This window comes from Wolbachia endosymbiont (group B) of Pammene fasciana (genome assembly GCF_947251495.1).
In the GTDB taxonomy this organism is placed as follows: domain Bacteria; phylum Pseudomonadota; class Alphaproteobacteria; order Rickettsiales; family Anaplasmataceae; genus Wolbachia.
In genome coordinates this window covers 777,044-800,857 of the sequence record NZ_OX366360.1, presented here as the reverse complement: position 1 = coordinate 800,857, position 23,814 = coordinate 777,044, and the positions used below count along the sequence as shown (strand labels likewise).

Below are 23,814 nucleotides of genomic sequence, written 5' to 3'. Positions count from 1 at the left end.
ATAATATTTTTAGAGGATTATTATGATTCATATTCGTAACGCTTTGCCAAAACAGCATATGACTTCTTATGCGTTAAAAGTACCAGCATTCTCGCATATGCAGTCTCATATGCTTGCACATGCACCTAATTTACACCATGGCCAATTTGATTTATATCATAATCATTTTGGTTTGCATAATAATTATCATGATACATTCCACAATTATCATGATGGATTTGGTTTTCTCTATTAGAGAATTATTGACTCATGTTCCAATAAGCTTACTTAAAGATATGGCAGACTGTCCAGTTTATAATAAGTTTTTTTATTTGATTTTATTTAATTTTAACATAACCATTTCAGGAGGTTTATATGTCTCATAACTCACATATCAACATATTATCTAATAACGATATTAAAAGTGGCAACAATACTGATAAAAAGAAATTTACATTACATGTAGATCAGTCCGTCTTAGATAAGACCACCAATATAATCAACGAAGAAGAACTTATAGTTGAAGAAAAAAAAACTACAGGTGGTGAAGAGGAACCTACAGGTGGTGAAGAGGAACCTACAGGTGATGGAAAAAAAACTAAAGGTGATGAGGTTAAGTCTATAGTGGATGAGGTTAAAAAACTGATAGAGGAAATAAGAGTTGTAGTGGACGAAGTTAAACCTAAGGTTGATGAAGAGAAACCTACAGGTGATGGAGAAAAAACTAAAGGTGATGAGGTTAAGTCTATAGTGGATGAGGTTAAAAAACTGATAGAGGAAATAAGAGTTGTAGTGGACGAAGTTAAACCTAAGGTTGATGAAGAGAAACCTACAGGTGATGAGGATAAGTCTATAATGGATGAGATTAAGGAGCTTATAGTAGATGGGATAAAACTCATAATGGATGAAGTTAAACCTAAGGTTGATGACACGATAGATAAGGAAAAGCTTACGGTGGATAAGGTTAGGGAACTTATCGAAGATAGGATTAAATCTGTAATAGATGAGAAAAAACCTACTGTAGATGAAGAAAAGTCTATCATGAATGAGATCAAAGAACTTATAGTAGATGGAATAAAGCTTATAATGGATGAAGTTAAACCTAAGGTTGATGACAAAGTAGGTAAAGACAAATCTATAGAAAGTGAGTGGAAACCTATAATGGATGAAATTAAACTCATAATAGATAAGGTTATACCTACGTTAGATGAGAAAAAACCTACGGTGGAAGAAGAAAAGCTTACGGTGGATAAGGTTATGAAACTCATCAAAGATGAGGTTACTACTATAAATGAGAAAAAACACACAGAAAATGAGGTTAAATCTGCAATAGACGGAATGAAACAATCTATAATAGATGGAATTAAATCTGTAATAGATGAGAAAAAACCTACGGTGCAAGAAGAAAAGCTTACGATGGATAAGGTTATGAAACTTATCAAAGATGAGGTTACTACTATAAATGAGAAAAAACACACAGAAAATGAGGTTAAATCTGCAATAGATGGAATGAAACAATCTATAATAGATGGAATTAAATCTGTAATAGATGAGAAAAAACCTACAGTAAATGAGGTTAAACCTGTAATATGTGAGTTTAAGCCTATAATTGATAATTACCCGCATTACAAACATCATCATGATCAGTATTTCAATAGTTATCATGGCAGTCCTTGTCATAGTGGTTACGATGCAGGATGGAATCACTGTGGTTCTGGCCACAAGGTAATGTTCAATGCATTACCTGATACAGGATATTTAGGATATTCTGACTATTTGTACTAATTAGCTTCCCTAGTCGTACAGCCGTACTATCAGCAAGTAGTGTAAATTATTTACCATGGATAGAGATGCATAACATGCATCTCTATCCACTGATTGCTTCTTAATAATTCTTTGAACGTTCCCTTTGAATGCACACTTCAAGTAAGTATAAACAGCCGATGTAAGATAACCCTTCAACTTCCCCCACTTATTCGCTATACTGCTACAGGTTTTGTAGCTTTTTAGTTAATGAACATTTTTAAGCGTATTTTCTCTCTGATTTTCAGTAAATTAAATGAATTGAAACGAAGAGGTATCATAAATATAAGTGCAGAAAATTTTATTGTGGAACCTCCAAGCAATAGAGCACATGGTGATATCTATACAAATGTTGCTATGGTGCTTGCAAAACATGAAAAGAAGAATCCTATTGAAATCGCAGAGGTTTTAGCTAAAGAGTTTGAACTTTTTGATGAAGTTGCAAAAGTGGAAATAGCAGGTCCTGGGTTCATCAATATGCACTTGAAAATGGAAGTATGGCATGGGATTTTAAAACAAATAAATGAGCTAAAAACAGAGTTTGGCACTCTAAATATTGGAAATAACCAAGCTGTCAATGTTGAATTTGTATCTGCAAATCCAACAGGTCCTCTGCATATTGGTCATGCAAGAGGGGCAGTGTTTGGTGATGTTCTGGCAAATTTACTAAAGAAAGTTGGCTATAATGTTACTAAGGAGTACTATATCAATGACGCTGGAGCGCAGATAGATACGCTAATTCGGTCAGTATATTTGCGGTATAAGGAAGCTCTGGGAGAAAAAATCAGCATCGAAAAAGGTTTATACCCAGGTGAATATTTAAAACTGATAGGGAATGGGCTGGCCAAAAAATATGGCAAGGAGCTTAGAGAAGAGGAAGATAATCGAGTAATTAGAGAATATACTTTAAGTTCCATTTTAGAGATAATAAAGGAAGACATGAACTTACTTGGAGTAAGTCATGATGTCTTTACTTCAGAGTATGAGCTACGTGGCAAAATCGAAGAGAGTATAAAGATATTATCTGACAAGGGTCTAGTGTATGAAGGGTACCTGGAGAAACCAAAAGGCAAAGAAAGTGAAAATTGGACTTCCAGAAAAGAAATGTTATTTCGCTCTACAAAATTTGGCGATGATGTTGACCGCGCATTGAAGAAAGAGGACGGCAGTTGGACTTATTTTGCCTCAGATATCGCTTACCATTTTGATAAGATATCGCGTGGTTTTAACAATATGATCGTAGAGCTTGGTAGTGACCACGGTGGTTATGTCAAAAGGCTAAAAGCAGTCGTCTCTGCGCTCAGTGATGATCAAGCAAAAATAGAGGTAAAACTGCATAATATTGTGAATTTTTTCGAGAATGAAAAACCTGTTAAGATGTCCAAAAGATCAGGAAACTTCCTAACAGCAAGAGATGTAGTGGAGGAAGTTGGCAGGGATATAACTCGTTTTATAATGTTAACACGCAAGAATGATATGGTCTTGGACTTTGATTTTGTTAAAGTAAAAGAACAATCAAGAGACAACCCTATTTTTTACGTGCAATATGCCCATGCTCGTGCTCACTCATTAATGCGTAATGCTCCAAAAGAGCTTCCAACAGCAGATCCTTCACTTTTAAAGACTGATGGGGAGCTCTTCCTCATAAAAACCTTAGCAAAGTGGCCAGATGTGGTAGAAATATCTGCAAGGCTTTGTGAGCCACATAGAATTACTTTCTACTTACTTGAAGTTGCAGAAGCGTTTCACGTTTTATGGGGGTATGGCAAAAGTGATTTAAACATGCGGTTCATACTAGAAGATAACTTGAACCTCACCGCTGCAAGAATGTTTCTTGTACAAGCCTTAGCGCACGTAATCGCTTCTGGGCTTTCTATTTTTAATATAGAGCCTTTGAAAGAGATGTGTTAATTTTAAGGCCAAAAATTATACAAGAGGTCTGTTAAAATCACGTATATCGATTGTCTTGAAGTCACACAGTTGTTCTGTAGAGCTATGTCCTGTAATAATTACTATACCGTTTTGCTCAGAGCGTATTGAGATTAGATTTAATATTAATTCACACGTTGCACTGTCGAGATTACAAAATGGTTCGTCTATCAGCCAAACGTTTGCATTAGAAATTAAGAGGCGAGCAAGCGCAACTCTTCTTTTCCAACCTGCAGAAAGTTCACTATATTTGATATTAAGTATAGGTTGCAACTGTAAGCAACAAACGGCTGCCATAATTAATTCTCTAGTATTCCGTGTTCTTGCCCAGAATTGTATGTTTTCACCAACTGTTGAGCTATCTTTACAGGCATTTTTATGGCCTATATAGACCATGGAAGGTATATAGGATTTTAGGTCATCATATATATCTTTTCCACAGTACATTATATTACCTGACACTGGCGGCAAAAGTCCAGATAAACTTCTGATTAAGCTGGTTTTGCCGCTACCATTTGGACCAGTGATTAAGATTTTTGATTTTGGTTCAGCTTTAAAATTGAGGTTTTTAAATAATACTTTGTTATTACGAGCACAGAATAGATTTTTACATTCAAGCATCTATTGGACCTTTAAAGAGAACTTGGAGCCTAAACACTTCAGTGTATGAACATTCGATAGCTTGCATAACAAACAGTCAGTGTTTGACATACAACTGTACGAACATTGGGTTTGTAGGTAGCAGATGGTGTCATCCCAGTGCTTGACACTGGGATCCAGGAATTTTAAGTAAGCACGCTGAGCTGGTTGGCATAAAAGTAGTTGCTTTATGTTAAAATTAATATTTTTAACTAGATTACATGAAGAGCTGGATCCCAGTGTCAAGCACTGGGATGACACCCTTATACTTGACTGACTATAACACTTAAGAAGTTTAATGCCAGAAAGCAGGTTATACAACGGATACGTCATCTGCCTTTTCCTCTATATTTACCCTTAGTTGAAGACTGAGCTTTTATAAATAGCTCCCAAAATCCTTTCTTATCACCTTCTCTGTGTATCAATTGTGCAAAATGTTTCATTAAACTATTACCCATCATAACCATCTTTGTCCATTTGCCTAACGGTTTTGCTATATCAACTATTTCTAGATCTTCTTTGTAAACTTGCATATTCTTTTGTTTCTCCCTTAGCATTTCCTGTTGTTTCATCAACTCTTTTTGCTTATTTTTTTGATACAATTCATTAAATCTTCTATTTTCTTCCCACTCTTCTTTGAGAACTTTTAGAGGAAATATAATTTTCCTAATATGATTTTTGTATATTTTTCTCAAAAAGAGAGATACTGCAATTATAGCAAGTAATATCGTGCTATATGTAATGATTTGTCCGAACGGCATTTTTATACTCAGCTTATTGGCAAGCGGTATTTACAATTATACCATAACTATAGAAATTTTACAATTTTTTTCTGGATAAAGATAGTAGACTAAAAATTTCTAAAGGACAAAAGCAACGTATTTACGTACAGGCTATCAACTACTACACTCAAAACTGACAAGTGATTAATCATTGGAGAGTAGAGGAATCACGGCTCTCTAATGAATAAAGATGGACTGTGTCAAGCTGGTGAGTAAGGTGGAAATTGAATAATTGTTGGTTATCATGCTAGATCTAAAATATAAGTTATAAAATTTTTAATCATTTTGGCTTATAATAATTTCTGAGTTAACCTGAGATTTCCTGAACTGTGGTTTCTTTTACCCATGTTGAATTCTCAGCTTTTATACTCTAATTTAATTCCAGTTTTGACTGTATAGGAGGTCACAATGTCAAACAATATCTATAGCGATCAAGTTAATAATAGTAATTTATATGCCAACAAACTTTTTTATGGTGAAGAGGGTGAGCAAGTCGAAAATCTAGGAGATCAGTTTGCGGGAGAAGAGGATGCTGTGGAATCACAAAAAGAAATTACAAAATTAGAAGAAGAAGTTGATAAGTTAAAAAAACAAGTTCAAGAAGAAAGATAGAAGGTAGAACAAACTAAGAATGAAGCTGAGGCAGCAAAAGAGGAAGTTTTGAGGTACAAAATTGAACAGGAGAAAGAAGAAGTGATGCAGAGTAAGATTGAAGGAGTAAAAGAAGAACTTTTAAAGTGTAAAATTAACATGGCAAAAGCAGAGACTGAGTGGTATAAAAAAGCAGCTGAAGAATGTAAAAATGAGAAAAGAATCGGTAAAGATAAACCTAGTATTAGGGGAGAGGATGAAAATGATAGAGGCAAACATGTTACCAATGAAGGAGGGAATGAAAGTGGAGAAATTACATCTCGAGAAATAACACCAGATCTTAGCCTGCCAGGAATTTGTGGGCCTAAGGCTACTTTGTATAAATCGAATAATAAGATAGGTTGTCAAGGTTTTAATACATCTGATTTATTAAAAGAACTCTATCCTGAGATGTATAGTAATTCTAAAATTGTGCCATATATAGAAAAGGGATCAGAGGGTGTTTATGGTGCAGTAAATTTTAAATTTGCCTTTACTGATAATATTAGTTCAGCAGCCAACTTTAGTAATACGAAATGTCTTAAATGTATTGATAGTCCACTAGAGTTAGCTTGTCAGGACGAGAAGGTTAAGAGTTTCTGCCAGTTTGGCACTGATTATGATAATAAAGAATTAAACAAGAATTTTTTTTCTAGAGAATCATGTCCTGATCTCATCAAAGACCCCGGTGGAGCAAATATTGTGAAAGCGAAACAAGTTGCACCATTGATAATTGTTAATAACGCAGGGAATATGATAGATAAAGAGGGCAATAATACTCAAGTACACTATAATTCATTAAAGCCTTATCTAAAGCTTAATGGTAAAATCAGGGACTGTGGAAATGATAAAAAGTGTAAAGATTATAATGCAATTATGGAGAAAGTTGCATGGGATAGTGATAAGGAAGTACTATTAAAAGCTGTCTTTAATAATGTGCAAAGAACAACTCCTTACTCTTATGATAATGAGGTTAGTTCTTTTCCCATTGATAATGAGTTGATATAAGAGAGAATGTTCTCTGGATTTTTTAGTTCAGAGAACACTTTTGTAGAAAAATAGAGTTGGTGACCTTACTCAAAAAAAAGTAGAGAAGAAGTTTTTGTTGTGAGAATAAATTTAGCAGAGTTTATAATATAATATTTAAGTTATTTATGATAAAAAATAGATTTTTTGCATAACCAGCCAGTCTGGGATTTAGCAAGAAAATCTAGATTCCAGCGTTACGCGCTGAAACTCTTTAAATTCCAGTAGTGCAAGAAATCTAATTTCTACGTATTCAAATATGGAAGTTCTAGTTTGCTGAACAGAACGTTGAGAAGTATCAATAAGAAGCTCCCTTTTGAGTAAACTTTTCTGCAACGGAGTTATCGTAATAACACCCCTTATGTACGTTGCATGAGCAAATTGGTCAAATATACGAAAGAGTTATAATACAGATTTTACTCAAAAAATATTGAAACAATCTCACACATCTTAAACTAAGTTCTCAATTTCTCAAAGAAATCTTTTAACAAAAGAGAACATTTTGTTTCTAATATTCCACCATAAACTTCAGGTATGTGGTTACAGAATTGAAATATTCTAGTGCCGTTTTCAACTCCTCCACCTTTGGGATTGTAAGCCCCGAAGTACAGACGTTTAATTTTTGCAAAAGAGATAGCTTGAGCGCACATCGGGCACGGCTCTAACGTTACGTACATTTCAGCTTCATAAAGCGTGGAAGTTGAAAATGCTTGTCTAATTGTTAACATTTCTGCATGTGCAGTTGGATCATTAGATATATTGTGTGCAGAGGAGATGATATTGTTTCCATTAACTATTACAGCACCTATTGGCACTTCGCCATCTTTCTGAGCAAGTTTTGCTTGCTCTATGGCAAGTGCCATGTATTGGTACTTAAACATTAGGTGCTTGGGTAAATATAATTTTCTTTTCTTGGCTTTTCTATTTTTTCTAGGTTATAGAATTCACTAAGGACTATTGTCCTTTTTACAAGGCTATCTATTTCTCGCTTTAAATATTTTTTTATTTCTTCTACCGATTTTAGTTCGTTTATAGCTACAACTACTTCTTCCATTATATCCTCTATAATTTGATCCTCCTCTAATTTATATATTATTTGTTCTACATGCCTATTCAATTCCTCGAAGGTCGCAGATCCATATGTAATGCTATCTTTACTATTTCTTAGTAACATTTTTTACCTCTCTATTAGAATATAGTTTATTCAGTTCTATTAAACTCTATTGTCAATAGCTGCCTTAATAAATGATGTAAAGAGAGGATGAGGAGAAAATGGTCTTGATTGAAATTCTGGATGAAATTGCACACCAATAAACCATGAGTGATTTTTTAGCTCTACTGCCTCTATGCATGTTTTATCTTCTGATATACCACTGCATATCATTCCATTCTCTTCTAAGTTATTTTTATAATCTAAATTAACTATATATCTGTGTCTGTGTCTTTCTGAAATAGTGACACTACTATACACATTTGCCATTTTTGAATTTGGATTTACATTACACTTGTATGTTCCAAGTCTCATGGTTCCACCAAGATCAACGTTCTTACCATCAGCGAGCTTGATGATTGGGTGTTTGCAAGTATAAAATTCTTCAGAGTGTACATCTTCAAGCTTAATAACGTTACGAGCAAATTCAATCACTGCAAGCTGCATACCAAGACATATTCCTAAAAAAGGAATGTTATTTACACGGGCATAGTTTATTGCTAATATTTTACCTTCTATTCCATTATCACCAAATCCTCCTGGAACAAGGACTGAATTAGAGCTTTGTAATTTTTCTCTGATAAACTTTGCATCTATAGATTTTCCATTCTCTTCTCTTGAGTTGACCCAATTTATCTTCACTCTAGCTTTATTACTAATTGCACCATGGTTTAATGCTTCAATCAGTGATTTATATGCGTCAGGAAATTCAGTATATTTTCCTACTATGGAAACGATAACTTCTTGTGTTGGATGTTTCATAGAGTGTACTATTTGGTCCCATTCAGGTAAGCTTGGTTTTGGCTTACTTAAGTGAAAGTGATCCAAAATTTGTGCCCCGAGCCCACATTGATTATACAAGGACGGTAACTCGTATATATGGTTTACATCAGGAGCAGGTATTACGTTAGATAAAGAAACATTGCAAAGATTGGCTATCTTTTCTTTTTGATTATCGGAAATTTCTTTTTCACTGCGACATAATATAATATCTGGTTGTAACCCCGCAGAGTTTAACTCTCGAACTGAATGCTGTGTCGGTTTTGTCTTTAATTCTTGTGCTGCAGTGAGATATGGTATTAAAGTTAAGTGAATAAGGATAACTTTTTGCTTTCCTAGTTTATAATTAACTTGGCGTATAGCTTCCAAAAACGGTTGGCTTTCAATATCACCTACGGTTCCTCCTATTTCGCATATTACAAAATCTAAATCTTCTGTACCATTAAAAATGAAAGATTTGATTAAATCTGTCACATGAGGAATGATTTGCACAGTTTTGCCTAGATAATCACCACACCTTTCCTTCTTTAATAATTTATTATATACTTTACCAGTTGTTATATTGTCGTCCTTGGTTGCTTTAATTTTAGTAAAACGCTCGTAATGTCCAAGGTCTAAATCAGTTTCAGCACCATCCTCAGTAACAAATACTTCCCCGTGCTGAGCTGGGCTCATTGTTCCAGGATCAATGTTGAGATATGGGTCAAGCTTTCTGATGCGAACATTGAATCCATGAGCTTGAAGAAGTGCTCCCACACTTGAAGCAACTAAACCCTTACCAAGTGATGAAACAACTCCACCTGTAACAAAGATAAACTTGGTTTCTTTCATTAATTTTCAAATGGAACAGAAGTTGATTGGCCTTCTTGCTTCTTTTCTGATATAATCTTCTCTGCAATTGATTTTTTATGTACATCTTTTGAACATAATCCTGATAGTAACAGTGTATTTATAATGAACAATCCAGCAACTATAGAAGTTATTCTACTGAGTGGATTTTCAGAAGACTTTACCGGAATTATTGAATTCATTTGCTGTTGTGAATTACTAAAGCCACTTAATGAACTACTTCCAGGTGGCTGCAGGAGTACTAAAATTACCAATACAACAACTAATATTATTTGAAGTACACTAAGTACTGTTACTGACATTATTAATAGAGCTAAAAATAAAGATTTTAGGAGCATAAGGATCATAAGTCAAGAATATCTTTACCCGAGTAACTTGACTACTGGAATCCAAGTATGTATTAAACCTTATTTAAATTATGAGCTATCACATTTTAAAATACAAAGATTATGAACCAAAAATGGATGAAAGTTCTTTTATCGCAGATGGTGTGCGTATCATAGGTAACGTTGAAATAGGAAGGAATGCGAGTATCTGGTTTAATTGTGTGATCAGAGGAGATGTTGGATCAATCAAAATAGGCGATGGAACGAATATTCAAGATGGCACTGTAATTCATGTAGATAGAAACCCAGGTGGTGATACGATTATTGGTAGTATGGTGACGGTAGGACATTTTTGCGTATTACACGCATGCACGGTGCATGATAAAGCATTTATTGGTATGGGCTCTATCATAATGGATCATGCGATTGTGGAGTCTGGAGCTATGGTAGCTGCTGGCTCACTGGTGACACATGGAAAAGTGATAAAAAGTGGTGAAATATGGGCTGGCAGGCCAGCAAAAATCTTCAAAAAGATGTCAAGTGAAGAGATAAAATATATTACACAATCTGCACAAAATTATATTACGCTAATGAAAGAATATAAGCCTATATGCTAGATTGAGAAATCTTCAGCCCTGATGCACACTCTACGTCAACTACTTCAAAAGCTTCTTCAACTATAGAATGCTTATCAATATAAGCTTCTTCAACTCTAGGAATATGCTGATTAATAAAACTACCTCTGACTAGAATATCCTTTACTGGCCAGTTTGTTTCTATTGGAGTACCTGATAATTTAGCTGCAAATTTTATCGGTGCTGACGTTAGAAAAAGAGATATAGTATTATTTGAATTAAGATAGAAGTTTACATGATCTTTACAATCTTTTAGATTTATATCTCCCGGAAAATCTGATATTTGAGATTGTATATTTGCTTTTATGAAGTTCATCCGGCCGAATTTTTCAATAAGTATCCCTACCTCTTTTGGAACTTCTAATGGGATGATAATATCATTGCTAATTCCATTTTCTTCTTGAGAAAAAAGTTCAGTGTATGCTCCTTTTTTTCTGTGTTTCTCAAAATACTTAGGAAAATACATATTAAGGTATTCAGAGTGTAGCTCTATACGATTTTTCTGGTCATCCTCTAGAGTAAATGTATATTTACCACCATTTTGCTTAAGCTCGCACAATTTAAATTTACTAAGGTCAGAGTCTGGAAATGGCTTTTCAATTTCAAAAGCAAGTGTAAGAGTGTGCGTTGTGTGATCAAATTCATTTTTTTCTTGTAGACCATCTTGTAGACTATAGTACTTATTTTTTTCATATTCCTTTTTTTCTCTATTAGCATTAACTTCCTGTTCATTAAAACTTTCAACAGCATAAAAAAATTCTTCTTCATCTAGCTCTTCTCCTGTTAGAGCATCCTCAAACACATCCTGTTCATCCTCTAAATCAATCTCATTACCTTTCGTTTCTATTTTATTCTCTATACTTATTTTTTTTGTATGGTCATTTCCATTGCTAGCAGTTGTTTGATGATGTGTATCGTTAGTTTGAAAAAAGCTCTTTACTTTTGATATTAAGCTAATCCATGAAAGTCTGACTTGATTAAGTAGCCATTTAAAACTCTTCATTGTTTTACCTAAACCTAATTAATAAAAATTGTAACAGAATAAATTAAATATGTCAATAATATACACAAATTGTACTAACTGGGAATTAGTGGCAGCACTTAACATCTGTGTAAATTTTGACATAGGCATTTTCTGCATTTTAACCAAATCAGTAAGGAGGACACCATTAATATTCTCCTTTTAGAAGCAACTTGAATAAAACTGATAAAGTTTGAATTAAAGTGTGATTAGGAAAGTGAGTGATGAGAACTCTTTATTGTCCCAAATTTGGGAGAAAAACCCTGGACTTGAAGTCCATCCTTTTAAGAATATAATTTTAAGGTGAAAAATCTGAAAGAATGTGGAATATTATAGAAAAAGCAGTCACTCTGTATATATATCACATAGTGTGGATAACAAAATATCGATATCCAGTACTAGTTGGAGATATTGGACAGAAAGCTAAAGAAGTTGTACAAGAAGTATGTGCAAATAATCAAGTAGAAATTATCAGAGGTAGAGTTGCGTCAAGTCATGTACACGTATACGTTTCTGTACCCCCATACTTAAGTATTAGTAAGTTAGTGCAGTTAATAAAAGGAAAAAGTTCCAGAAAAATCCAGCAAAACTTTCCAGAGCTAAAAAAGAGATATTGGGTTGTGGGCAGTAGGCTACTTTGTCAGGACTAGCGGAAATGTAACTGACGAAATGATAAAAAATTATATTGAAAATCACTCTAAAAAAGAAGATAAATTTGGTGACTTTCAAGTCGAAAGTTAGCATTCTATGCTCTCTCTCAATCTTTGGATTTTAATCCATAGTGGTTGAATTGGACTTCTTTTGATTCATCTATTTTAGTATTAGGTCTTAGTGCTTCATATGTAGCACCACCAGCTACGAGTGCAGATGCTGTAGCTATGCCAATTATTGCTAATATACTTAGTCTAGTTGTATGTTCAAGTATAGTACTTGCTACCAGCCCAACAGCAAGACCAATAACAGCAGTGTACAACATTCTAGGATTATTTGAATTAGGCATATAGCTCACTAACTCTCTGCAACACTTTTCTGATTCTTTCTTTATGTCCTCGAGCTTATTTAGATCTTCTTTTTCTATTTTAGCATTTAATTCTAGTTTCTTACATAATTCTTGCATTTCTTTTACTTGTTTTTCTAATTTTTTTAAAAAATTTATTATTTTTGTTCCTTGTAATTTTATTATTGTTTCCTTAAGTAGTAACGTTGATATTGGCATTGCTATTTCTTCTATCTCTTTTTCTATTTTCCTTTCCAATTCCACTACTTTTTCTATTCCTTCTTCTGATATTTTAGTGTCTTTTTTTAGTTCTATTTCAAACTTTCTTTTTTTCAACTCTGATTTTGCTTCTTCTAATGATTCTAATACATTCCATAGCTTTTCACCAGAATTCTGACTCCGTTTTGGTGACATAGACTGACTGCCTTTGAACTTTTTTGGTGATATGGGCTGATTTTTACCATCTTTAAGCTTTTTTGAGTTTTCACCAGCACTTACTTTAGCCATAATAAACCTCACATATTAAATAATGCTATTACATAATATCTTTAAAGCTCAATGTCAAATAGTATCTTTACATAATATAACTCATAAACAGAAAATTTTAGTATAAAATGCCATATTTACTTTGTGCTATGGTTTGAGGTAGAATAACAACTTGCTTCAAATATGGAAAGGCAGTACAACTCTATGATCAAGTTACTGAACTCTCATTTACTCCTCTTTTTTTGTAAAACAATCTACAATTCATTAGAAGATCTTCAGATAGACGTTGATCATTGGTTGTGTTTTTACAATGAGACAAGACCTCATTCTAGTAAATATTGTTATGGCGATGTAGACTTTCCTGAATAGAAAACATATTGCTTTTTAGAAAAATATTAGTAGCATTACATAAGGGACTGATATTAGTTTTCAATTTTTCTGTTAGTTAATTCTTGCTTGCGAGGTTAAGTTGTGTCTGGTAACCATAACGGCAAATCTTGTTAATTTGAGGCGTGGATTTTAGCCTCTCTCATCCTTACATTAGTTACATATTCTTTCGCAGAGGGCTAATGATAGCAATGAATTTATTAGTAAAATTCAGTAATTTATAACTGACAATTAGAGCTGTTAATTAGCAACTCACTTTAAATAAGTTACTCAACTGTGACAGATTTAGCTAAATTTCTCGGACAATCTACATCTAGCCCTTTTTTTTCTGCAATAGAATAAGCAAGAAATTGCATAGCAACACTGTAGATAATTGGAGAAACAAAATTGTCAACTTCTGGAAGTTGCACCACATCTATGCAAATTCCCTTTAAGAGCGGTGCTCCTTGCTTATCACTAAAGGCAATTACTTTACCTTTTCTTGCAATAATCTCTTGTATATTGGATAGCGTTTTAAAGAATAAATTATCGTAAGGAATAATTGCGATAACAAGTACAGTAGAGTCTATCAAGGCGATAGAACCGTGCTTCATTTCTCCCGCTGCAATACCAATTGTGTTGATATATGAAAGCTCTTTTATCTTCAATGCACCTTCCATTGCAACTCCATATGAGCTTCCTCTCCCAATTATAATTATATTATTGTGCTCTAATATACTGCCTGATATATGTTGTATTTCCATCACATTCAAAACATGCTCTACATGTTCGGGAATGGAATTAATAGCACCGCTTAGTTCCTTTATCCTCTCTCTATCCAGTATACCTTTTATTTTTCCAAGCTCTACAGCAAAGCATGCTAAAATTGCAAGCTGCGTAGAAAAGGTTTTTGTCGAAGCAACACCAATCTCAGGTCCAGCAAGAGTATGCAATACAATATCTGAGGCTTTTTCTATGCTGCTATTAAATGTATTAATTATGCTAATGATCATTTGTTTCTGCAATCTCGCATAACGTAGTGCTTCCATAGTATCTGCAGTTTCACCAGATTGAGAAATGAATAAGCCAATACTACCTTCTTCCAGCTTGACGCTGCTATACCTAAATTCTGACGAGATTTCTAGATATACCCGAATTTGAGCAATACTTTCCAGCCAACACTTTGCTATTAGTCCAGCAAAATAGGATGAACCGCATCCAACTATAGTAATGTAACCTAGTTCAGAAAATAATTCTTTGTTGATTTCTTTATATTGTTTATAAAATTGATTTATTGTTTTGTTTAATGCATACGGTTGCTCAAAAATTTCTTTTAGCATAAAGCTAGGGTAACCATTTTTACTAATTAGAAAATTTCTTGGACTGCTATTTTCTGTTCTGCGTTTAACTTGTATACCATTATTATATATACTGAATTCGTTAGATTTTATTACTGCAATATCATTATCTTCTAAATGCAATATTTTTTCTACAAATGAATTCAAAGTATTAGTATCAGAAGCAGCAAACACTTTATTACAGTTATATCCTATTGCTAAAGGCAAATTTCTTTTTGCAACAAATAAAGTATCTGGATATTCTGCAAATAATAAAGCCAAAGCAAGTGAACCTTGTAAATTGTTTAGACACTGTAATATAGAATCAATTGGTGATAACCCTTCATCAAGATATGAAGTTAATATGTTTGGTATCACTTCTGTATCAGTATCGGTGTGGAAAGATACTCCCTTTTCCTCCAGATCCTTTTTTAATATATTGTAATTTTCAATTATGCCATTATGAGCAACAACAACATTATTTATATAAATGGGATGAGCATTTTTAAGATTTGGAGCTCCATGTGTAGCCCAACGAGTATGTGCTATACCAACTTTGCTACTAGATATCTTGCTCTCATGAACAACTTCACACAATCTTTCAACTTTACCTTCTGATTTTTTTACTTCTATCTTACCTCTATTATTTATAATTGCTATACCTGAAGAGTCATAACCTCTGTATTCCAATTTTTGCAACGCGGTTAGTAAAGTTGGTGTTACTGAATCACCGCTACTTACTATACCTAATATTCCACACACTTCTTAAATTATGAAGCATTTTTGTCTTTTTTACTTTCCTCTAGTTTATTTTTCTTGCCATTCTTTTCAACTTTGCTTTTTTCAATAGATTTAGCTACTGGCTTTTGAATTTCTTTATTTAAGATTTCAGATATAGCAGACTTTAGGATTTTTATTTCAATTTTTGGTGCTATTTCTAGTATTAGTTGTGCATTTACTTCGTCAACTTTGTTTACTTCACCTATTATTCCACTAGAAGTAATAACCGTATCACCACGTTTTATTTGATCTATCATCCTTCTATGTTCTTTTAGTTTTTTGTGATTGGGACGAATAATGAGAAAATAAAATACTACAAATATTAAAATGAGTGGAATAAAGCTAGCAACAGATGCTGATACATTGTTAGTCGCATCTGCCGCAAAAACCTCAGAAATGAACATATTTAATCCCAATTATTAACGATAAAGTTAAATAGATTAAGCAGCAATTACAATATCATGTCAAGTCTCTGAAAGAAATTAATTCAAATTAATAAGAAACTTAAGGAATTTTAAGGTGTTTCTGCTGTAATGGCGGGAGTGATGAGACTTGAACTCACGACCTCATGCGTGACAGGCATGCGCTCTAACCAACTGAGCTACACCCCCCATTGCTTTTTAACGTTTGCAATCTTAAAGCTAATCAACGTGTTGCTACTTGTCAATATTTTTTGTTTGCGCTTTTTTGTCTTTTTTATTACTATGTAAATAACTTAATTTCACACATGGCTTATGCAAGTAGTCCCGTTAGGGTTATGCCATGGAGGATAAACTATTTGGAGGAGTAAATATGACAAATTTGCCTAAAGTCACTATACGTGATTTAGCTGAATCTGGTGTGCATTTTGGCCATAAAGTTAGTCGCTGGAATGCGAAAATGGCCCCATATATATATGGTGTACATCAACAGAATCGTATACACATAATAGACTTACGAAAAACATTACCATTGTTAGAGGCGGCAATGAAAGCTTTATACGATGTTGCATCTCAAGATGGTCGCATTTTATTTGTTGGTACGAAATTTCAAGCTTTAGATATTGTTGCAAGTGAAGCGGTTCGTTGTGGTCAATATTATGTAAATGATCGATGGCTTGGTGGTATGCTTACTAATTGGAACACTGTTTCTTCTTCGATAAAAACTTTGATACAATATGAGAAAATATTAAATGATGAAGATAGTATCTTAACAAAAAAAGAATTAGGAAATATTGAAAAGAAAAGAAAAAAGCTTGATAAAGAATTGGGTGGCATTAGAGAAATGGGAGCAGTTCCTGATATTTTATTCATTATTGATACTAACAAAGAGCATATAGCGGTTAAAGAGGCTAAAAAACTGGGTATTCCTGTAGTTGGAGTACTTGATACCAATTCTGACCCAGATGATATTGCCTATCCTATATCAGGAAATGATGATTCAAGAAAATCAATAGAGCTCTACTGTAAATTAGCTGCTGATTCTATATTAGCTGGAATAGAGTCTAGTTTGACAAGGTCTAGAGTTAAGGATGATGAGCTTATTCAAGAAAAAGAAGGGGGTATTGTGCAAACTAAAAAGAAGCGTATGAAGGATGAAACAGAAAGGGAGGTAATAGTAAGTAAATGAAGATGGATTCAAGTAGTATAAGGGAATTACGCGATAGAACAGGGCTTGGCTTAAGCGATTGTAAGAAAGCGTTAGAAGAGTGTGATGGTGATATTAAGAAAGCCGTTGATAGGTTACGTACAATAGGATTTGCTAAAGCTGACAAAAAGTCTGATAGAGTAGCTTCAGATGGGCTTATTGCTATGTGCTTGGCTAAAAATTATGGTGTATTGGTTAAAGTCAATTGTGAAACTGATTTTGTTGCTAGAAATGAGAAGTTCATAGCATTAGTTTCAAATTTAGCATCAATTGCTTGTCAAGAACGTTGTACTAGTCTTGATGAGTTAAAAAATGCCAAATATGAAGATGTTGGTACAGTACAGGAAGCTATTATGAGTGGTACATCGGTTCTTGGTGAGAAGTTAGAGTTAAGCAATCTTTGCTACCTAGAGACTAAGGATGGGATTATTGCTGGCTATGTACATGGTGATATGCATGGCTTAGGTAAGATTGGTGCTTTAGTAGCATTGCAATCATCTGGTGATAAACAAGAGATTGGAAAGCAAATAGCTATGCATGTAGTTGCTATGAAACCTGAAGCTTTATCTATAGATGATTTAGATCAAGAAAAATTAAACAATGAGCGTTCTATAATTGAGGAGCAAGTAAAGAGCTTAAATAAACCTGAAGAGGTAGCGAAAAAAATAGTAGATGGACGAATGGCTAAATACTATGAAGAAGTTGTTCTACTAGAGCAGAAGTTTATAAAAGATGATAAAATGAAGATTGCTGATTTTATAGAATCAAGTGCTGTTAAATTAGCTAATTATAAGTTACTTACTTTGGATGGTGCAAATAAGTAACAAAACTTCAGAAGTAAAGTACCCCAGAGTGTTATTCAAAATCTCTGGGGAGGCTTTGATGGGATCAAAGCTATTTGGCCATGATATGGAAGTTATAGATAAACTATCCAAAGACATAGTTGAAGTTTGTAATCTCGGAGTTCAAGTTTGTATTGTTGTTGGTGGTGGGAATATTTTTCGTGGTGCATCAGCATCTTTAAGTGGCTGTGAAAGAGCAAGCAGTGATTATATTGGAATGCTTGGTACTGTTATTAATGCTTTAATTTTGCAAAATTTTTTAGAAAAAAGCTCTATAGTCTCTAGGGTGTTGTCTGCTATACCTATGACTACTATATGTGAACCTTATATAAGAAGGAAGGCTATTCATCATTTAGAAGAGGGCAGGGTGATAATTTTTGCAGCAGGAACGGGTAATCCATTTTTTACTACGGATACAGCTGCAGCTTTACGCGCTGTTGAAATGAATTGTAATGTTATTTTAAAAGGTACGCAAGTAAGTGGCGTGTATTCTGCTGATCCAAAAAAAAATGAGAATGCTGTAATGTACGATAGGCTTTCTTACACAGATTTGTTAACTCGTGATTTGAAGGTTATGGATGCGTCAGCAATTTCACTTGCTCGTGAAAATTCTATTCCAATTGTAGTTTTTTCTTTGAAAAGTGAAAAAATGGTCAATATTATTAAAGGTCAAGGTACTTATACTATAGTCTCAGATTATAAACATTAGGTAATTTATGTTAAACGAAATAAAAGCTAAAACAAAAGAAAGAATGCTAAAAACTATTCAGTCTTTTCATGATGATATGAAAGGTGTACGTACTGGTAGAGCTAACTCATCATTACTTGATGGTATAGTTGTAAATATCTATGGTGGACATCAAAAACTGAACCAAGTTGCAGGCGTTTCAGCTATAGATAACAAAACTCTATCAGTTAAAGTTTGGGATGCTACTGTTGTCGGTGAAGTGAAAAATGCGATAATCAATGCTAACCTAAATTTAAATCCTGTTGTTGAAGGAAATACTATACGTATAGTTCTTCCAGACTTAACACAAGAAACTCGTGAAAAATTAGTGAAACTATTGCATCAATTTTCTGAAAATGCACGAGTTGCAATTAGAAATATACGCAGAGATGTTATGGAAGAAATAGAGGAAATGAAGAAAAATAAGGAAATCTCAGAAGATGATTTTCATGTTGCCAAAAAGGAAATACAAAACATTACTGATGATAATGTAAAAAAAGTCGATGATGACTTATCTATTAAAGAAAAGGATATATTGCATCATTAAGTTAATATGAAAGAATTTTTCAGTATTGAAAAACATAAGAGGATTCGATATAGATACAGTTGTATGAATGCTGTGATTCAGATCTCATCATTACGCACACATTTGATCGTTATACCTTTTGAAATCTAGAAAAAAAGCTTTTCAGTTTGATTTTTTATTACGATAATTAAGTTTACACTCTTGAGCGAAAACGATGCTGAAACGCCTTTTCCTTATTTTTGCATTTGTATTACTCATCCCACTGTCAAATGTTGATGCCAGAAGATATATCAGAATTGTTGGATCTTCAACTGTTTTTCCTTTTATCTCATTTATATCTGAAGAATTCAGCCGTATATTTTCCTTTAAAACTCCAGTTGTAGAATCGATAGGAAGTGGATCAGGGTTCAAAATGTTTTGTTCAGGAATAGGGGAAGGCACACCAGATATCACTACTTCATCTCGCCCTATGAAGGAAGTAGAGAGAGAATTATGTAAAAGAAATAAAGTGAATGAAGTAATAGAGATAATAATTGGCTATGATGGAATTGTTATTGCAAATTCAAATCAAAGCCATAGATTTGATTTTACAAAAAATGACCTGTTTGAAACTTTATCTTCATATTCTGAAGACAATGATAGATTAGTAAAGAATAACAAGAAATTTTGGTCTGATGTAAATCAAGCTCTACCAAAAACAGAAATTAAAATCTATGGCCCACATCAAAATACAGGTACACATGAAACTTTGATTAATTTTATTATGCTTGATCAATATTCATGTATGAACTCAAGGATTTTCAAAGAGAATTATCAAGACCAAGAAAAAAGAAAGAAAGCATGTAGTAATATCAGAGATGATGGAAGATATATAGAAGTTGGAATTAATGAAAACATAATAATACAAAAATTGAAGAGCAATAAAAATGCTTTAGGAATATTTAGCTTCAGCTTTTTAGCGAAAAACCAAGATGAGATTCAAGGAAGCACAATCGCAGGAATTGAGCCAACTTATAAAAATATATCATCGGGGGAGTATATGTTAGCAAGGCCTTTATATCTTTATATAAAGAAAGAACACTTAGATACTGTTGATGGATTAAGGGAATTCATTAGAGAAGTTGTAGACTCTATTAGTACTGAAGGTGGATATTTATCTAGGCTTGGCTTAATTCCACTTTCAAGCGAAAATATAAAAAAAGTCTTGGAAAAGGTTCGTGATATAATATGATGACTTTGATATTTTTTTATTCTGGATACTAGGTTAAAAATAGAACGTTTAAATTTCTTGTTTTTATTGTTATCATACTTAGATTTCCTAAGAACTTATTTACTACAAAATACAACAAGTTCTATTTATTTGAGAAAGTTGTGCGTCTTGTAGAACAGATTTTGCTGTAGCTATTTCAAGGTTTTCTTCTATGGTTTTTTGTTCTCTGTAATCTTTAACTTCTTGAATGAAATCTTCAAGCCACTTCTCACTACCTATCTTGGCATGTCGTTGTTGCTCACCTTTAAGAAGTTTTATTACAGCTGCATCTTGATTTTCAGGCACTCTTTGATATTTAAGCCACAAGTCACGAATATCAGGAGGAGCTTTTTTCAAATGAGCTTCAAAGGTTGCTTTTGTGTCTTTTGTACTTTCTTCTTGTTGATCTTGATGGAATTTAAACCAGAAATTGCGAATATCAGGAGAAGCTTTATCCCAAAGAAGTTTAGTAATTTCTTTTATATTTCTCAGATCTTCTTGTTTCAATCTTTTACCATCACCTATATATCGTTTATTAAGACCAACTTGCAGAGGATAAAGTAAAAGGGTAGTTTTGCTCTGTGAATGTATAGGTCTATTTAAAATCATTGCTAGATTTGTATCACAATCTTCTAATACTGCTTTAACTTTTTTAACATCTAAATAATCTATTGCTTGACGTAATTTGTGGTGAAGATCACTTGTTCTCTTTAAGTTTTTCACTTTTTGCATATGCGAATCATCATTTCCTTTCGCTTCTTGCATAGCTATATCACACGAAATACTCTCAATTTTTTGCTCCATTTTCTGTATACATTGATTAATTTCCTTTTGATTTTTTTTGAATATAATCAACTGTGAAGTGGTACAAGGGTTAGGTAGATCGTCTTTAAACTCTTTTTGTATATTACTAGGTAATTCGCTTTTCAAAACTTCTTGTATATCGCTATCGTAATTATTTTTTATATTCTCAAAGTTGCCTTGTATAGCTTCACTAATTAATGAATCTCGAATGTTTTTTTGTCTGTCAGTTAATAACATACCTTACCTCTATCTCTTATGGCAAATTTAGCGCTATAATTATACGTATTTATAATCAAGTCAAGAGAAAAAATTAGCAAAGCGGTTGAAGTTTTAATAACATATAGCTTTCACAGTACTGTCTATGGAAAGTCTGCAAGTTTTACGTTCAATTGCGTTTATTGTGGGAATTTTTCTATTGTTGTTTGGCGTAGCAATGCTTATTCCTGCTATTACTAATAATTATCTAGGTTACGAATGGAAAAATTTTCTGGTTGGATTTATAGTTACCTGCACATTTAGTGCGATTTTTATTCTACTGGGTAAACTAAATAGGGTACATGGAATGCCGGCAATTTTTGCGATTACCAGTTGTACCTGGATTGCATTATCTCTATTTGCAGCTATTCCATTTTATCTTGATAGTTTAAGCTACATTGATGCACTGTTTGAAGCAGTATCTGGGATTACAACCACAGGAGCAACTGTTCTAAGTTACATCGAGCAACAATCTCCGGGGATACTACTGTGGAGAGCAATGCTGCACGGTATAGGTGGTTTTGGAGTAATTACAGTAGGAATTGCAATTTTTCCCATATTTAAGGTTTTGAGCTTAAATAATTTACTCTATTCTGAGTACTCAGATGCTCTTAAAAGAAAGTTACCACATACGCGAAGCGTAGTAATACATATTGCAGAAATATATTACTGCCTAATTTTATTGTGCATATTTTCCTACTATCTAGCTGGCATGCCATTATTTGACGCAGTATGTCACGGAATGTCCGCTGTATCAACTGGTGGATTTGCTAACTATAACGATTCTATAGGCTACTACAATAACCCTATATTGGAGGTCATAACAATTATCTTTATGATTTTAGGCTCTTTACCTTTTCTGAGCTATTTAAAAATTATAAGACGATTAGACGTTTGTTATGATGAACAGGTCTCTTACTTTATTAAGATAGTTGTTATCTCATCTTTGCTTGCTTGTTTTTGGTTATATAAAAATTTTGACTTAGGAGTATTTTTATCATTTAGGTACAGCACATTCACCATTACCTCCTTTATCACATCAACTGGCTATGTAATGTCCAACTACTTGAATTGGAGCTTTATTTCAGTCTTAGCTTTCTTTTTAGCCTTTATTGGTGGATGTGGTGGTTCTGCTAGTGGTGGAATCAAAATCTTCCGTTTAGTCATTTGTCTAAAATCTATAAGGAATTACTTTAGCTCTTTATTAAATCCAAGTGAAAGCGATAGAGTAAAACTCAATGGTAAAATACTGGAAAATGATGAAGTTCAATCCGTCTTTACGTTTTTTGCGATTTACATGTTAACGTTCACTATATCATCAATAGTGATGTCTTACTTGAGCAATGCGGACTTTATAACTAGCATCAGCTCTGTTTCTGCAATGCTTACAAATTCTGGCCCAGGGTTTAGTAACCTAATAGGTTCTTCAGGTAATTATTCCTCCTTTAGTGGTGGAGTAAAGCTATTTCTATCGTTTTTGATGCTGCTTGGCAGGCTTGAAATATTGCCAATTTATTTTTGTATAGGTAGTTTATACTGGAAACTTTGCCATTCCAGAGTGTAACGCTAATTCAGGTTTACATTTAAATTCTATTACATATTATTATAAGTATTACAAAACTTTAAAGGACAATTATGGCAGTTATGCCAGATAAATGGATAAGGGAAAAGGCTGAAAACTCTAGAATGATAGAGCCTTTTGTGAATCATAAAAGCAGTAAGGGTGTTGTATCTTTCGGATTATCATCTTATGGCTATGATGCAAGAGTTAGTAATAAGTTTAAGATTTTTACTAATGTTAATTCAGCTATTGTAGACCCCAAGAATTTTTCTGAGAATAGTTTCATAGATAAGGAAACAGATGTATGTATAATTCCACCAAATAGTTTTGTACTTGCCAGCACAGTGGAGTATTTTCGTATACCAAGGAATGTACTGGTAATTTGTGTTGGTAAGTCAACTTATGCAAGGTGTGGTATTATAGTAAACGTCACACCTTTAGAGCCTGGATGGGAAGGTCACGTCACACTTGAATTCTCGAACACCACTCCACTTCCTGCAAAAATTTACGCTAATGAAGGCGCATGCCAATTTGTGTTTTTAAGCGGCGAAAGTGAATGCGAGAAATCATATGATGATATGAAAGGAAAATATATGAACCAACATGGTATCACTTTGCCGTTAGTTAAGTGATTACTTTAGATGCATTT

24 protein-coding genes, 1 tRNA gene and 3 pseudogenes are annotated in these 23,814 nt (G+C 33.5%); 15 read left to right on the top strand and 13 right to left on the bottom strand.

All coding sequences use genetic code 11. The annotated features are described in order from the left end of the window. The first annotated feature begins 22 nt into the window (after window positions 1-22). The 3 genes from OPR29_RS03690 to argS all read left to right on the top strand — a co-directional run bounded on the left by OPR29_RS03690 (window position 23) and on the right by argS (window position 3,693). Complete coding sequence (locus tag OPR29_RS03690; protein WP_265025087.1) at window positions 23-235, top strand: hypothetical protein; 213 nt, start codon at window positions 23-25, stop codon at window positions 233-235. 119 nt (window positions 236-354) lie between these two features. Further along, window positions 355-1,764 carry a hypothetical protein gene (locus tag OPR29_RS03685; RefSeq protein WP_265025086.1) on the top strand — a complete coding sequence of 470 codons (1,410 nt, stop codon included), beginning with the start codon at window positions 355-357 and terminating at the stop codon, window positions 1,762-1,764. A 228-nt stretch (window positions 1,765-1,992) separates the two neighbouring features. Next, window positions 1,993-3,693, top strand: a complete 1,701-nt coding sequence (argS, locus tag OPR29_RS03680; RefSeq protein ID WP_265025085.1) for an arginine--tRNA ligase — start codon at window positions 1,993-1,995, stop codon at window positions 3,691-3,693. 15 nt (window positions 3,694-3,708) lie between these two features. Here argS and ccmA read toward each other — a convergent pair whose 3' ends face one another. Both ccmA and OPR29_RS03670 read right to left on the bottom strand, forming a co-directional pair. Then, window positions 3,709-4,332: a heme ABC exporter ATP-binding protein CcmA gene (ccmA, locus tag OPR29_RS03675; protein WP_265025084.1), complete on the bottom strand. Its 624-nt coding sequence runs from the start codon at window positions 4,330-4,332 to the stop codon at window positions 3,709-3,711. A 347-nt stretch (window positions 4,333-4,679) separates the two neighbouring features. Next, window positions 4,680-5,111: a hypothetical protein gene (locus tag OPR29_RS03670; protein WP_265025083.1), complete on the bottom strand. Its 432-nt coding sequence runs from the start codon at window positions 5,109-5,111 to the stop codon at window positions 4,680-4,682. Between the two features lie 429 nt (window positions 5,112-5,540). Here OPR29_RS03670 and OPR29_RS03665 point away from each other — a divergent pair, with 429 nt between their 5' ends. Continuing rightward, entirely contained in the window at window positions 5,541-5,744 is a 204-nt protein-coding gene (locus OPR29_RS03665) for a hypothetical protein (RefSeq protein WP_265025082.1), read from the top strand. Between the two features lie 48 nt (window positions 5,745-5,792). Next, window positions 5,793-6,770, top strand: coding sequence for a hypothetical protein (locus tag OPR29_RS03660; RefSeq protein WP_265025081.1), 978 nt, complete (start codon window positions 5,793-5,795; stop codon window positions 6,768-6,770). A 258-nt stretch (window positions 6,771-7,028) separates the two neighbouring features. On the opposite strand, the pseudogene OPR29_RS06075 reads toward OPR29_RS03660, so the two are convergent. The 5 genes and pseudogenes from OPR29_RS06075 to secG form a co-directional block, all read right to left on the bottom strand. Then, window positions 7,029-7,170, bottom strand: a pseudogene (locus OPR29_RS06075) (IS3 family transposase); the annotation flags it as partial. A 73-nt stretch (window positions 7,171-7,243) separates the two neighbouring features. Next, window positions 7,244-7,651: a nucleoside deaminase gene (locus OPR29_RS03655; RefSeq protein ID WP_007302590.1), complete on the bottom strand. Its 408-nt coding sequence runs from the start codon at window positions 7,649-7,651 to the stop codon at window positions 7,244-7,246. A 17-nt stretch (window positions 7,652-7,668) separates the two neighbouring features. Next, window positions 7,669-7,962: a hypothetical protein gene (locus OPR29_RS03650; protein WP_007302591.1), complete on the bottom strand. Its 294-nt coding sequence runs from the start codon at window positions 7,960-7,962 to the stop codon at window positions 7,669-7,671. Between the two features lie 39 nt (window positions 7,963-8,001). Further along, a complete protein-coding gene (locus tag OPR29_RS03645; RefSeq protein ID WP_265025080.1) occupies window positions 8,002-9,609 on the bottom strand; it encodes a CTP synthase in 1,608 nt (535 codons plus the stop codon). After that, on the bottom strand, window positions 9,609-9,929 hold the full coding sequence (gene secG, locus OPR29_RS03640; RefSeq protein ID WP_213863938.1) for a preprotein translocase subunit SecG: 321 nt from the start codon (window positions 9,927-9,929) through the stop codon (window positions 9,609-9,611). The genes OPR29_RS03645 and secG overlap by 1 nt, the downstream gene beginning before the upstream one ends. Before the next feature lie 116 nt (window positions 9,930-10,045). Here secG and OPR29_RS03635 point away from each other — a divergent pair, with 116 nt between their 5' ends. Beyond that, window positions 10,046-10,570: a gamma carbonic anhydrase family protein gene (locus OPR29_RS03635; protein WP_265025079.1), complete on the top strand. Its 525-nt coding sequence runs from the start codon at window positions 10,046-10,048 to the stop codon at window positions 10,568-10,570. On the opposite strand, the gene OPR29_RS03630 is transcribed toward OPR29_RS03635, so the two are convergent. Further along, entirely contained in the window at window positions 10,560-11,591 is a 1,032-nt protein-coding gene (locus OPR29_RS03630) for a hypothetical protein (RefSeq protein WP_254229829.1), read from the bottom strand. The genes OPR29_RS03635 and OPR29_RS03630 overlap by 11 nt on opposite strands. A 340-nt stretch (window positions 11,592-11,931) precedes the next feature. Here OPR29_RS03630 and tnpA point away from each other — a divergent pair. Then, window positions 11,932-12,350 (top strand): annotated as a pseudogene (gene tnpA / locus OPR29_RS03625) (IS200/IS605 family transposase). A 16-nt stretch (window positions 12,351-12,366) separates the two neighbouring features. Here the strand turns inward: tnpA and OPR29_RS03620 are convergent. Further along, entirely contained in the window at window positions 12,367-13,113 is a 747-nt protein-coding gene (locus OPR29_RS03620) for a hypothetical protein (RefSeq protein ID WP_213863941.1), read from the bottom strand. Between the two features lie 213 nt (window positions 13,114-13,326). Here OPR29_RS03620 and OPR29_RS03615 point away from each other — a divergent pair. After that, window positions 13,327-13,480, top strand: a pseudogene (locus OPR29_RS03615) (IS481 family transposase); the annotation flags it as partial. A 265-nt stretch (window positions 13,481-13,745) separates the two neighbouring features. Here OPR29_RS03615 and glmS read toward each other — a convergent pair. From glmS to OPR29_RS03600, 3 genes are all read right to left on the bottom strand, one after another. After that, window positions 13,746-15,557: a glutamine--fructose-6-phosphate transaminase (isomerizing) gene (glmS, locus tag OPR29_RS03610; RefSeq protein ID WP_265025078.1), complete on the bottom strand. Its 1,812-nt coding sequence runs from the start codon at window positions 15,555-15,557 to the stop codon at window positions 13,746-13,748. An 8-nt stretch (window positions 15,558-15,565) separates the two neighbouring features. Continuing rightward, the gene (yajC, locus tag OPR29_RS03605; RefSeq protein WP_006012489.1) at window positions 15,566-15,979 is read right to left on the bottom strand and encodes a preprotein translocase subunit YajC; all 414 of its coding nucleotides are present in this window, start codon (window positions 15,977-15,979) and stop codon (window positions 15,566-15,568) included. A gap of 130 nt (window positions 15,980-16,109) precedes the next feature. After that, window positions 16,110-16,186, bottom strand: a tRNA-Asp gene (locus tag OPR29_RS03600). Window positions 16,187-16,367: 181 nt separating this feature from the next. Here OPR29_RS03600 and rpsB point away from each other — a divergent pair. From rpsB to OPR29_RS03575, 5 genes are all read left to right on the top strand, one after another. Continuing rightward, window positions 16,368-17,183, top strand: a complete 816-nt coding sequence (gene rpsB / locus OPR29_RS03595; RefSeq protein WP_012482019.1) for a 30S ribosomal protein S2 — start codon at window positions 16,368-16,370, stop codon at window positions 17,181-17,183. After that, entirely contained in the window at window positions 17,180-18,025 is an 846-nt protein-coding gene (tsf, locus tag OPR29_RS03590; protein ID WP_108784350.1) for a translation elongation factor Ts, read from the top strand. The genes rpsB and tsf overlap by 4 nt, the downstream gene beginning before the upstream one ends. Continuing rightward, the gene (gene pyrH / locus OPR29_RS03585; RefSeq protein WP_015588403.1) at window positions 18,009-18,752 is read left to right on the top strand and encodes a UMP kinase; all 744 of its coding nucleotides are present in this window, start codon (window positions 18,009-18,011) and stop codon (window positions 18,750-18,752) included. Before tsf ends, pyrH begins: the two co-directional genes overlap by 17 nt. A gap of 7 nt (window positions 18,753-18,759) precedes the next feature. After that, entirely contained in the window at window positions 18,760-19,317 is a 558-nt protein-coding gene (gene frr / locus OPR29_RS03580; protein WP_214303504.1) for a ribosome recycling factor, read from the top strand. A 193-nt stretch (window positions 19,318-19,510) separates the two neighbouring features. After that, window positions 19,511-20,527 carry a substrate-binding domain-containing protein gene (locus OPR29_RS03575; RefSeq protein WP_012482020.1) on the top strand — a complete coding sequence of 339 codons (1,017 nt, stop codon included), beginning with the start codon at window positions 19,511-19,513 and terminating at the stop codon, window positions 20,525-20,527. A 102-nt stretch (window positions 20,528-20,629) separates the two neighbouring features. Here the strand turns inward: OPR29_RS03575 and OPR29_RS03570 are convergent, their stop codons facing one another. Continuing rightward, a complete protein-coding gene (locus OPR29_RS03570) occupies window positions 20,630-21,586 on the bottom strand; it encodes a hypothetical protein (RefSeq protein WP_265025077.1) in 957 nt (318 codons plus the stop codon). Window positions 21,587-21,710: 124 nt separating this feature from the next. Between OPR29_RS03570 and OPR29_RS03565 the strand changes: the two genes are divergently transcribed. Both OPR29_RS03565 and dcd read left to right on the top strand, forming a co-directional pair. After that, a complete protein-coding gene (locus tag OPR29_RS03565; RefSeq protein ID WP_265025076.1) occupies window positions 21,711-23,168 on the top strand; it encodes a TrkH family potassium uptake protein in 1,458 nt (485 codons plus the stop codon). 71 nt (window positions 23,169-23,239) lie between these two features. Next, complete coding sequence (gene dcd, locus OPR29_RS03560; RefSeq protein WP_006012513.1) at window positions 23,240-23,797, top strand: dCTP deaminase; 558 nt, start codon at window positions 23,240-23,242, stop codon at window positions 23,795-23,797. Window positions 23,798-23,814: the final 17 nt, after the last annotated feature.

Bases quoted from the DNA above. Each gene is read 5' to 3' on its own strand.
- OPR29_RS03690 (WP_265025087.1), top strand. From the start codon at position 23: ATGATTCATATTCGTAACGCTTTGCCAAAACAGCATATGACTTCTTAT.
- OPR29_RS03620 (WP_213863941.1), bottom strand. From the start codon at position 13,113: ATGGCTAAAGTAAGTGCTGGTGAAAACTCAAAAAAGCTTAAAGATGGT.
- rpsB (WP_012482019.1), top strand. From the start codon at position 16,368: ATGACAAATTTGCCTAAAGTCACTATACGTGATTTAGCTGAATCTGGT.
- yajC (WP_006012489.1), bottom strand. From the start codon at position 15,979: ATGTTCATTTCTGAGGTTTTTGCGGCAGATGCGACTAACAATGTATCA.
- OPR29_RS03645 (WP_265025080.1), bottom strand. From the start codon at position 9,609: ATGAAAGAAACCAAGTTTATCTTTGTTACAGGTGGAGTTGTTTCATCA.
- pyrH (WP_015588403.1), top strand. From the start codon at position 18,009: ATGGTGCAAATAAGTAACAAAACTTCAGAAGTAAAGTACCCCAGAGTG.
- frr (WP_214303504.1), top strand. From the start codon at position 18,760: ATGTTAAACGAAATAAAAGCTAAAACAAAAGAAAGAATGCTAAAAACT.
- OPR29_RS03575 (WP_012482020.1), top strand. From the start codon at position 19,511: ATGCTGAAACGCCTTTTCCTTATTTTTGCATTTGTATTACTCATCCCA.
- OPR29_RS03565 (WP_265025076.1), top strand. From the start codon at position 21,711: ATGGAAAGTCTGCAAGTTTTACGTTCAATTGCGTTTATTGTGGGAATT.
- OPR29_RS03685 (WP_265025086.1), top strand. From the start codon at position 355: ATGTCTCATAACTCACATATCAACATATTATCTAATAACGATATTAAA.
- OPR29_RS03665 (WP_265025082.1), top strand. From the start codon at position 5,541: ATGTCAAACAATATCTATAGCGATCAAGTTAATAATAGTAATTTATAT.
- OPR29_RS03670 (WP_265025083.1), bottom strand. From the start codon at position 5,111: ATGCCGTTCGGACAAATCATTACATATAGCACGATATTACTTGCTATA.
- dcd (WP_006012513.1), top strand. From the start codon at position 23,240: ATGGCAGTTATGCCAGATAAATGGATAAGGGAAAAGGCTGAAAACTCT.
- tsf (WP_108784350.1), top strand. From the start codon at position 17,180: ATGAAGATGGATTCAAGTAGTATAAGGGAATTACGCGATAGAACAGGG.
- secG (WP_213863938.1), bottom strand. From the start codon at position 9,929: ATGTCAGTAACAGTACTTAGTGTACTTCAAATAATATTAGTTGTTGTA.
- OPR29_RS03650 (WP_007302591.1), bottom strand. From the start codon at position 7,962: ATGTTACTAAGAAATAGTAAAGATAGCATTACATATGGATCTGCGACC.
- OPR29_RS03655 (WP_007302590.1), bottom strand. From the start codon at position 7,651: ATGGCACTTGCCATAGAGCAAGCAAAACTTGCTCAGAAAGATGGCGAA.
- OPR29_RS03635 (WP_265025079.1), top strand. From the start codon at position 10,046: ATGAGCTATCACATTTTAAAATACAAAGATTATGAACCAAAAATGGAT.
- OPR29_RS03630 (WP_254229829.1), bottom strand. From the start codon at position 11,591: ATGAAGAGTTTTAAATGGCTACTTAATCAAGTCAGACTTTCATGGATT.
- ccmA (WP_265025084.1), bottom strand. From the start codon at position 4,332: ATGCTTGAATGTAAAAATCTATTCTGTGCTCGTAATAACAAAGTATTA.
- OPR29_RS03570 (WP_265025077.1), bottom strand. From the start codon at position 21,586: ATGTTATTAACTGACAGACAAAAAAACATTCGAGATTCATTAATTAGT.
- argS (WP_265025085.1), top strand. From the start codon at position 1,993: ATGAACATTTTTAAGCGTATTTTCTCTCTGATTTTCAGTAAATTAAAT.